Genomic DNA, 8,826 nt, shown 5'->3' on the forward strand with positions numbered 1-8,826 from the left:
TTGTTTCATTGTGCCGTTTTGTGTATTGAAAATCTAAAAATGATTATTTTTCGACATGAAAACGCTATTCCTTTCCATTGCTAGTTTATTTATACATTTCATAACAAGCTTATCCTTTGCCCAAGACTTTAATATCTTAGAAGCTGAATTTGCAAAATCAACTATTCTGCCAAGGCACCATTATGGATTTTGCTTATATGATCTGGATAGTAATCGTGTGGTATTTGGCAAAAAGGAAAATCAACATTTCACGCCTGCATCTAATACGAAAGTATATACTTTATTTGCTTCGTTAAAACATCTTGGGGATTCCATTGCTGGGATACATTATGTAGAACGTGGAGATTCTTTGATTTTTTGGGGAACTGGCGATCCAACTTTTTTACATCCTCGATTAGATACGCGAAAAGTATACGAGTTTTTAAAGAATACGAATAAGAAACTATATTATGTTGTTCAAGAAACAAGTGAACCAGCGTATAGAAATGGCTGGTCAATAGAAGATTACGAAGAAGACTATCAGCCCGAAATAGCACCTTTTCCAATTTATGGCAATTTGGTGAAAATACGTGCAAATGGAAAAGGGTTGGTTGCTTTGCCGAGCTTTTTTGATAAGCACATTAGTATTCGAGAACGTATGCAACGAAATTTTTGGGTTTCACGTAAAATGAATTCCAATCAATTTGAGATGTCCAATCTGAATGTGCCAAAAAATTATAGTACTAACAAACCATTTATCTGGTCGGACAGCCTTGCTGTGCTATTGTTGCAGGATACGCTGAAAAAGAAAGTCGGTATGCTGACAAATTATGAAAGACCTGCTGATTTGAAAACGTTGTATTCTACTAGTAGAAATGTAGTGTTAAGAGAAATGATGCTTCCAAGCGATAATTTTCTTGCAGAACATTTAACTATGCTAATTTCGGATAAGTTGTTTAATGGATTTTATACGGATTCACTTCGTAATCATATGCAGAATGCATATTACAATAATTTTCAAGATACCATATTTCTTCGTGATGGTAGTGGATTGTCTACGTACAATAAGATTACACCTCGCAATATGATTGATGTATTATTAGCCATCAAAGAAATTGTTCCTAATGATAGTCAACGTTATTTATTCTTCCCGACAGGAGGTGTTGATGGAACATTAAAATCAGCCTATTCATTGGATCAAGGTGTACCTTTTGTTTGGGCAAAGACTGGAACAATCAATTCTGTACATTGTCAGTCTGGATATATTGTAACAAGAACGGGAAGAAAATATGCTTTTTCATTCTTAAATAATAATTATGCTGTGCCAACATCGTATATTAGAAGAGAAATGGTACGAATAATGACTTTTATTCGTCAAAATTACTAGGCAAATTAGTTTAGCATAGCTTATATGGAAGAATATCAAAAGAATGATAAAAAATTAATTCGATCTTGGGCCATGTTCGATTGGGCTAATTCGGCTTACAATCTTGTCATTACCTCAACAATATTTCCAATATACTATATTACGATTACTTCATCAAAAGATGGAGGAGATGATGTAGTTAATTTCTTTGGATTCGAAGTCATTAATACCGTTCTTTCTAATTATGCCTTGGCTTTTGCTTATTTAGTAATGGTATTGGCTTTGCCTTTCTTGTCTTCTTTCGCAGACGCGAATGGAAAAAAATTACAGGTTATGAAACTTTTTACCTATATAGGTTCAATAGCTTGTATGGGTTTGTTTTTCTTTAAATTGGACACCTTAGAGTTGGGGATTATATGCTTTACACTGGCAGCCATGGGATACATTGGAGGAGTCGCTGTGAATAATTCGTATCTTCCGCTTATTGCTACTCCAGATAAGCAAGACGCCGTAAGTGCCAAAGGTTTTGCGTATGGTTATGTCGGATGTGTGACTATCCAGATTATCTGTTTTGTATTTGTATTGAAGCCAGAATGGTTTGGAATTACAGATGCTTCATTTCCTGCACGATTATCCTTTTTGTTGGTTGGATTATGGTGGTTGGGTTTTTCTTTGATTCCATTCAAAGCTTTACCCAATAATACACCTTCTATAGCGGCACAAGGTGTATCCTTGATACAACGTGTGAATTCCGAATTTAAAAGCGTGCTTTCTCAAGTTCGTGCTAATCAAGGTATCAAAAGATTTTTGCCGGCTTATTTTTTTAATTCCGTAGGGGTACAAACTATTATGGTGGTGGCGACGATGTTTGGACAGAAGGAGTTGGATTTGGAACAACAATCTCTAATTATAACTATAATTTTAATTCAATTAGTAGCCATAATTGGAGCTTACATTATGTCTCTTTTGGCTAAATATTGGGGTAATATCGTGGTGTTGCTTTTGGTTACTTTATTGTGGGCAAGTATTTGTATTTCTGCTTTCTATTTAAGTAATGCTACTCAATTTTATGCACTTGCGGTGATGGTGGGTTTGCTAATGGGGGGGATACAATCACTTTCGCGGTCTACTTATAGCAAAATGTTGCCAGAGGATTTAGAAGATACAACTGCTTTTTTCAGTTTTTATGATATTACGGAGAAGTTAGGAATAGTCGTTGGATTGGTTTGCTTTGGATTAATTGAGCAGATTACGCACAATATTCGTTATTCAGCGATATCCCTTTCTATTTTCTTTATATTAGGATTTTTGTTATTATTGAGGGTACTAAAATTTAATTCACACTTAAAATCAAGCGTCAATGAATAAAAAGGTGGAATTGTTTATTCCTTGTTTTATAGATCAACTATATCCTGATACGGCGTTCAATACCGTCAAATTATTAGAAAAGGCAGGATGTGAGGTGATTTATAATTCGGAACAGACATGTTGTGGGCAGCCTGCATATAATGCGGGGTTTTGGGATGAAGCAAAACTTGTTGGCGCAAAATTTTTAAAAGATTTTTCGGATATTAATTACATTGTATCTCCATCAGCATCCTGTGTTGGAATGGTGAAAGGAGGTTACGATGATTTATTCACCAATAGTATAGAACATAACACATGCAGATCTTTGCAAAGAAATATTTTTGAAATATCCGATTTTTTGGTGAATGTTTTGAAAAAAGAGTATTTCGGAGCGGAACTTGTGGGAACAGCTGTATATCATGATTCGTGTTCTGCTTTGCGCGAATGCAAAATTAAAGAAGAGCCGAGAAAACTTTTATCACATGTTGGTGGGCTAGAGATCGTAGAAATGCGAGATCAAGAAACATGCTGTGGATTTGGAGGCACGTTTGCCGTGAAATTTGAAGGAATTTCGAGTGCTATGGCCGAACAAAAAGTTAAGAATGCGCAGGCTGTAAATGCGGATTATATTATTTCGACCGATGCCTCTTGTTTGTTGCAGCTTCAAGGTTATATCGAAAAGCATAATATTCCAATCAAAACCATGCATTTGGTGGATGTCTTGACCTCTGGTTGGGCAAATATTTAAAAAGAAAAACTAATACTTATAAACATGAATACTAGAAGAGATTTTATTAAAAACTTGGGGTTGGTGACAGCGGGGGTTACACTTGCTCCATCATTAGATTTATTTGCTGCTAAGAAATCCTGGTTCGAAATATCATTGGCTGAATGGTCATTGCATCGTACGATTAATAAAGGTGAATTAAAAAATATAGATTTCCCTCAGTTTGCTGCGGAAAAATTTGGTATCTACGGTGTAGAATACGTAAATCAGTTTTTCAAAGACAAAGCAAATGATATGACATATCTCAAAGACTTGAAGAACCGTGCTAAATCAAGTGGCGTGACCAATGTGTTGATCATGATTGATGGTGAAGGTAATTTGGGCGATGAAGACAATGCTAGACGCGCTAAAGCTGTAGAAAATCACTATAAATGGATTGATGCCGCTAACTTCTTAGGCTGTACTTCGGTTCGCGTAAACGCTGCTGGTAAAGGTACTAAAGAAGAGGTAGGTAAGCGTGTTGTCGAAAGTTTGTCCACATTGGCAGATTACAGTAAAAAAGCAAAAATCAATGTGATAGTGGAAAACCACGGCGGTATTTCTTCTCACGGCGATTGGTTGTCAGGTGTTTTGAAAACTGTTGGGAAAAAGAATTGTGGAGCTTTACCAGATTTCGGGAATTTCTATGAATATGATCGCTACCAGGGAGTTATTGATTTAATGCCTTATGCTAAAGGTGTAAGTGCAAAATCTCATGTTTTTGATGCTAACGGTAATGAGCGCAATATTGATTACGATAAAATGATGAAAATCGTTAAAGATGCGAAATACAAAGGTTTTGTTGGTATCGAATACGAAGGTTCGGAATTAAGTGAAATTGACGGTATCATCGCGACAAAGAAATTGTTAGAAAGATATAAATAAGCATTTTATGCTGAAGAATTGCTTTCTTATTTTCTTCTTTCTGATATTTACAAATTTGACTTTTGGACAGAACCTTCAAAAGATGCAAATTTGGCAAGACAGTTTGTTCCAATTAGGACAAAAGGTATTTTCTAATACCTCGGAAGCAGAAAGGATAGAAAGCAATTTTTTATTTGTAAAAACATTAGTCTCTGCACTCAAAGAGCCTAATTCTTATTACTTCGATTTTGAAAAGTTGAATGTAATTTCCTGTCTCAGAAGTCCTGATAATAATTTTAGAATTTTCTCATGGAATGTTCCATTGCATGATGGTTCCTATTTATTTTACGGTAGTATGCAGCTCAAATCTGGAGATTTGAAATTAATTCCATTATTGGATAAGACTTTTGAAATTAAGGATGTAAATAAAGAATCACTTGAATCTTCAATGTGGTATGGTGCTCAATATTATGAGATTATACCGTTTACTAAAAATCAATACCTCTTATTAGGTTGGAAAGGCCACCAATCTGAGTATACACATAAAGTTATTGAGGTATTAAACATTCTGCCAAATAATATAATCCAATTCGGAGCTCCTGTTTTTTCAGAGGATAAAAGTATCTTCCGAAAGATTTTTTCTTATGATAGAAATGCTACGATGTTTGTAAAATATAATAAGACTAAAAATCGAATAGAGTTTGATAATTTAGTAGCTATTGATTCGAGTAAAGGTAAGAATTATAAAAAATTAGTGCCGGATTTATCCCATAATGGATATGAAATCCGAAATGGAAAGCTTTATTTCGTAGAAAATATTGAAGCTTTGAATCCAGATGGGTTTGAATTGCCCAATGCTGATTCTAAAACTAAGGTATCTGGGTTTTAAATCGATGAAAATTGTTTTTTCGGATTAAATCACTTTCTTTGTTGTGGATTGAAAAATAAATAACATATTAATCTATTATTATGATTGAACAAAAAGATGATGCATTAGTAAAACATTTAGCCAAGCAAGGTGTTGACGACAAAATGGTCAATGGGCATCCTGCAGGACTATTTGTTTTGTTTTTCACTGAAATGTGGGAACGTTTCAGTTATTATGGTATGCGTGCTTTATTGACACTATTTCTGATAAGTACCATAGCAGATGGAGGTTGGGAATGGTCGAACGAGCGAGCAATGAAATTATATGGTTTGTATACAGGTCTCGTGTATCTTACTCCCTTAATTGGTGGAATTATAGCTGATAAAGTTACAGGTTTTAAAAAAGCTATTTTGATTGGAGCTTTTATAATGACTTTAGGGCACGCTTCCATGGCATTAGAAGGTATTCACCAATATTTCTTCTATATAGGATTGATATTGATGATCTTGGGTAATGGTATGTTCAAACCAAATATTTCTTCGATGGTAGGAAATCTATATCCAGACAACAGTTCTAAAAAAGATGCGGGATACACTATTTTCTATATGGGGATCAATGCAGGTGCTTTCTTAGGCATGTTATTATGTGGATACATTGGAGAGAAAATTGGTTGGCATTATGGTTTTGGTTTAGCGGGTGTCTTCATGTTCTTTGGTATGTTGCAGTTTTATTTTGCACAAAGAATCTTTGGTATAAATGGGGACTCTCCACAACAAATCAAAGATTTTCATGATAATAAAATAAAAAATAATGAAGAAGAAAAAGAAGAGGAGTTACCTTCTAATGTAGTAAGAGACCGTTTAGTTGTAGTGGCAGTATTAATGATTGCTAGTATTGTATTTTTCTTAGCATTTGAACAGGCTGGTGGTTCTATGTCAATTTTTGCAAAAGATTATACGCAGCGTGTACTTTCAGGTTCTGCAGCAACTACGTTCAAGTGGGTGGATGGTATTCTTACTATTGCACCGATTATCATTGTAACTTTAGTGTTGTCTGCGTTAGCAAAACGTATTTATAAGCAATATCCATTAACAATTATATTCACAGGAATTTCATTTGCTGTGATCTGGGGATTGGGTCTTTGGAAATTGGTACGTGAGTTTGGTGCTACCGAAACAGAAGTTGCGGCTTCTTGGTTCCAAATCTTAAATTCATTTTTCATTATTTCCTTGGCTTCTGGCTTTAGTAAATTTTGGGAAAAAATATGGAATCCTTCCGGACCTGTAAAATTTGCACTAGGATTGATTTTAGTAGGTATTGGCTTTGCAGCTTTAGCATATGGAGCTAGTGAAATTCCTCAAGGAGCAAAAACGGCCTCAGTACACATGATTTGGTTAGTGATTGCCTATTTCTTCCATACAACTGGTGAATTATGTTTATCGCCTGTAGGTTTATCTTATGTAAGTAAGCTTTCACCTAAAAAATTCTTGGGACTTCTTTTTGGATTCTGGTTCTGTGCTTCAGCAATTGCTAATTTTATCGGTGGATTCTTGGGTTCATATATTGATAAGATTACGGAAGAACATTCTATGGCGTATTTCTTTATGATATTCGCAATTATTCCAGGGGTAACGGCATTGTTACTTATATTATTTAACCCCGTATTAAAGAAGATGATGCATGGTATCAATTAACTTGCTCGTTTAGAAAATAATAACGCTCATCCTTAACAGATGAGCGTTATTATTTTAAGAATACTATATGATTTCAAAGTCTAAATTGTATTTTTGGTTCTTAAAATTCAAAATTAGAATATGAGTCAGACTACGGACAATTCTTTTTCAGCGGAATTGGAGAAGCAGGGGATCGATGGGCACTTAGTATTGGGACATCCATCAGGACTTTTCGTTTTATTTTTTACTGAGATGTGGGAGCGTTTTTCCTTTTACGGAATGCGCGTATTATTAATTAACTTCTTGACCTCGGCTATTTTAGTTGGTAGTCCATTTTCAGGTTGGGGTTGGGATCCCGTGCAAGCAGGTGCTTTATATGGTACCTATGCTATGTTGTTGTATATTACACCTATTTTTGGAGGTATATTAGCCGATAAATATTTAGGTTATCGTTGGGCTGTTGTAATTGGTGCAGCGATAATGACTTTAGGCCATTTGTTTATGGCTTTTGATTCACCATTATTCCTTTATTTAGGTTTAGGCGCATTAGTAGTGGGAACAGGTTTCTTTAAACCAAATATGACATCTATTTTATCGGAAATGTACAAAAGCTTCCCACAAAAGAAAGATGGCGCATATACTATCTTTTATATGGGTGTAAACGCTGGTGCATTCTTCGGAATGATGTTGTGTGGTTATTTAGCAGAAAAAGTGGGATGGCACTGGGGCTTTGGTCTTGCAGGTATCTTTATGTTCTTAGGAACACTTCAATTCTGGTTTGCTAAACCAATATTTGGAAAAGTAGGGGATCCTCCAACAGCAGAACAAAAAGCTGCTGCAAAAGCACAACAATCAGCTTCATTAAATCCAGATGATAAACCGAATCCATTTACAGGATTGGATACTATCTTAATAGTTGTAATGACTTTATTAGGATTGGCCTATGCATTTAACGATCCATTGTCTAAGATTGCTGGCTTAGATATTTTGTCAGGTTTGCAAATGGGGGGCTTTGCGGGGCAAGATGTTGCTATTCTTACTGCATTGGTATTATTTATTTTTGTGGTAGTTTCTCGATTGACACGTTACACTAAAGTAGTTCGTGATCGTATGATCGCGGTGATTATCTTCGCATTCTTTGTGATATTCTTTTGGATGTCTTTCGAGCAAGGAGCCTCTTCTTTAGTAATATTTGCACGTGATAATGTAGATCGTACGTTATCTGGAAACTCATTAACTATTTTCAATATTGTGAATACATTGTTGACAGTAGTTCCTTTAGCGTTAATTACTTATGTAGTAGCTAAACTGACTAAGGCAACTTACGGTAAAGCACCATTATCAAATATTGTTCAATTTGTATGTTTTGCAGGTATTTGGGCTATTGCTGGATGGATGTTATATAAAGAATTCACGGCAGAGTCTTCAGAAATTACTGTTTCTTGGTTTTCTATTCTGAATTCATTCTTCATTATTGCTTTCGCAAACTATGTATCTAAAGTTTGGGACTCTAAATTCAATCCGCCAGCTGCTGTTAAGTATGGTTTAGGCTTAATCATTATGGCTATTGGTTTTGGATTGTTAGCATTTGGTGCTTATGGGGTTCAAGCAGGAATTAAAGTTTCTATGATTTGGTTGGTATTAGCTTACTTATTCCATACATTAGGAGAGTTGTGTTTATCACCAGTTGGTCTTTCTTATGTATCTAAATTAGTACCAGCGCGTATGATTGCCTTTATGTTTGGTATGTGGTATTTAGCTATCGCTATTGGTAATAAATTGGCTGCTATATTAGGTGGAGAGATTGAGAATATTACGAATCAATATTCGTTAAGTACATTCTTCTTGATTTTTACTATTGTTCCAATAGCCGCAGGCTTAATCGTAATGGCATTGAATCCGCTACTCAAAAAATTGATGCACGGTGTTAAATAAAAACATTCAAAAAGCTCCTAAGAATTTA

At 35.1% G+C, this 8,826-nt stretch carries 7 protein-coding genes; all 7 read left to right on the plus strand.

Features of this window, described 5'->3' with window-relative positions:
• Window positions 1–55: 55 nt before the first annotated feature.
• The 7 genes from G5B32_RS13790 to G5B32_RS13820 all read left to right on the plus strand — a co-directional run bounded on the left by G5B32_RS13790 (window position 56) and on the right by G5B32_RS13820 (window position 8,798).
• Complete coding sequence (locus G5B32_RS13790) at window positions 56–1,366, plus strand: D-alanyl-D-alanine carboxypeptidase (RefSeq protein ID WP_165292101.1); 1,311 nt, start codon at window positions 56–58, stop codon at window positions 1,364–1,366.
• A 24-nt stretch (window positions 1,367–1,390) separates the two neighbouring features.
• Entirely contained in the window at window positions 1,391–2,713 is a 1,323-nt protein-coding gene (locus G5B32_RS13795; RefSeq protein WP_165292102.1) for an MFS transporter, read from the plus strand.
• On the plus strand, window positions 2,706–3,440 hold the full coding sequence (locus tag G5B32_RS13800; RefSeq protein WP_165292103.1) for a (Fe-S)-binding protein: 735 nt from the start codon (window positions 2,706–2,708) through the stop codon (window positions 3,438–3,440). Before G5B32_RS13795 ends, G5B32_RS13800 begins: the two co-directional genes overlap by 8 nt.
• Window positions 3,441–3,464: 24 nt before the next feature.
• Window positions 3,465–4,343 (plus strand): sugar phosphate isomerase/epimerase family protein, encoded by an 879-nt coding sequence (locus G5B32_RS13805; protein ID WP_165292104.1) that lies wholly within the window; start codon window positions 3,465–3,467, stop codon window positions 4,341–4,343.
• 82 nt (window positions 4,344–4,425) lie between these two features.
• Complete coding sequence (locus tag G5B32_RS13810) at window positions 4,426–5,211, plus strand: hypothetical protein (protein ID WP_165292105.1); 786 nt, start codon at window positions 4,426–4,428, stop codon at window positions 5,209–5,211.
• An 80-nt stretch (window positions 5,212–5,291) separates the two neighbouring features.
• Window positions 5,292–6,884: a peptide MFS transporter gene (locus G5B32_RS13815; protein WP_165292106.1), complete on the plus strand. Its 1,593-nt coding sequence runs from the start codon at window positions 5,292–5,294 to the stop codon at window positions 6,882–6,884.
• A gap of 120 nt (window positions 6,885–7,004) precedes the next feature.
• Window positions 7,005–8,798, plus strand: a complete 1,794-nt coding sequence (locus G5B32_RS13820) for a peptide MFS transporter (protein WP_165292107.1) — start codon at window positions 7,005–7,007, stop codon at window positions 8,796–8,798.
• The last annotated feature ends 28 nt before the right edge of the window (window positions 8,799–8,826 follow it).

Source organism: Sphingobacterium sp. SGL-16 (assembly GCF_011043515.1).
GTDB lineage: Bacteria > Bacteroidota > Bacteroidia > Sphingobacteriales > Sphingobacteriaceae > Sphingobacterium > Sphingobacterium litopenaei.

What these genes read in the sequence shown, in the direction of transcription:
- G5B32_RS13815 (WP_165292106.1), top strand. Translation starts at nt 5,292, where the DNA reads ATGATTGAACAAAAAGATGATGCATTAGTAAAACATTTAGCCAAGCAA.
- G5B32_RS13810 (WP_165292105.1), top strand. Translation starts at nt 4,426, where the DNA reads ATGCAAATTTGGCAAGACAGTTTGTTCCAATTAGGACAAAAGGTATTT.
- G5B32_RS13820 (WP_165292107.1), top strand. Translation starts at nt 7,005, where the DNA reads ATGAGTCAGACTACGGACAATTCTTTTTCAGCGGAATTGGAGAAGCAG.
- G5B32_RS13800 (WP_165292103.1), top strand. Translation starts at nt 2,706, where the DNA reads ATGAATAAAAAGGTGGAATTGTTTATTCCTTGTTTTATAGATCAACTA.
- G5B32_RS13795 (WP_165292102.1), top strand. Translation starts at nt 1,391, where the DNA reads ATGGAAGAATATCAAAAGAATGATAAAAAATTAATTCGATCTTGGGCC.
- G5B32_RS13790 (WP_165292101.1), top strand. Translation starts at nt 56, where the DNA reads ATGAAAACGCTATTCCTTTCCATTGCTAGTTTATTTATACATTTCATA.
- G5B32_RS13805 (WP_165292104.1), top strand. Translation starts at nt 3,465, where the DNA reads ATGAATACTAGAAGAGATTTTATTAAAAACTTGGGGTTGGTGACAGCG.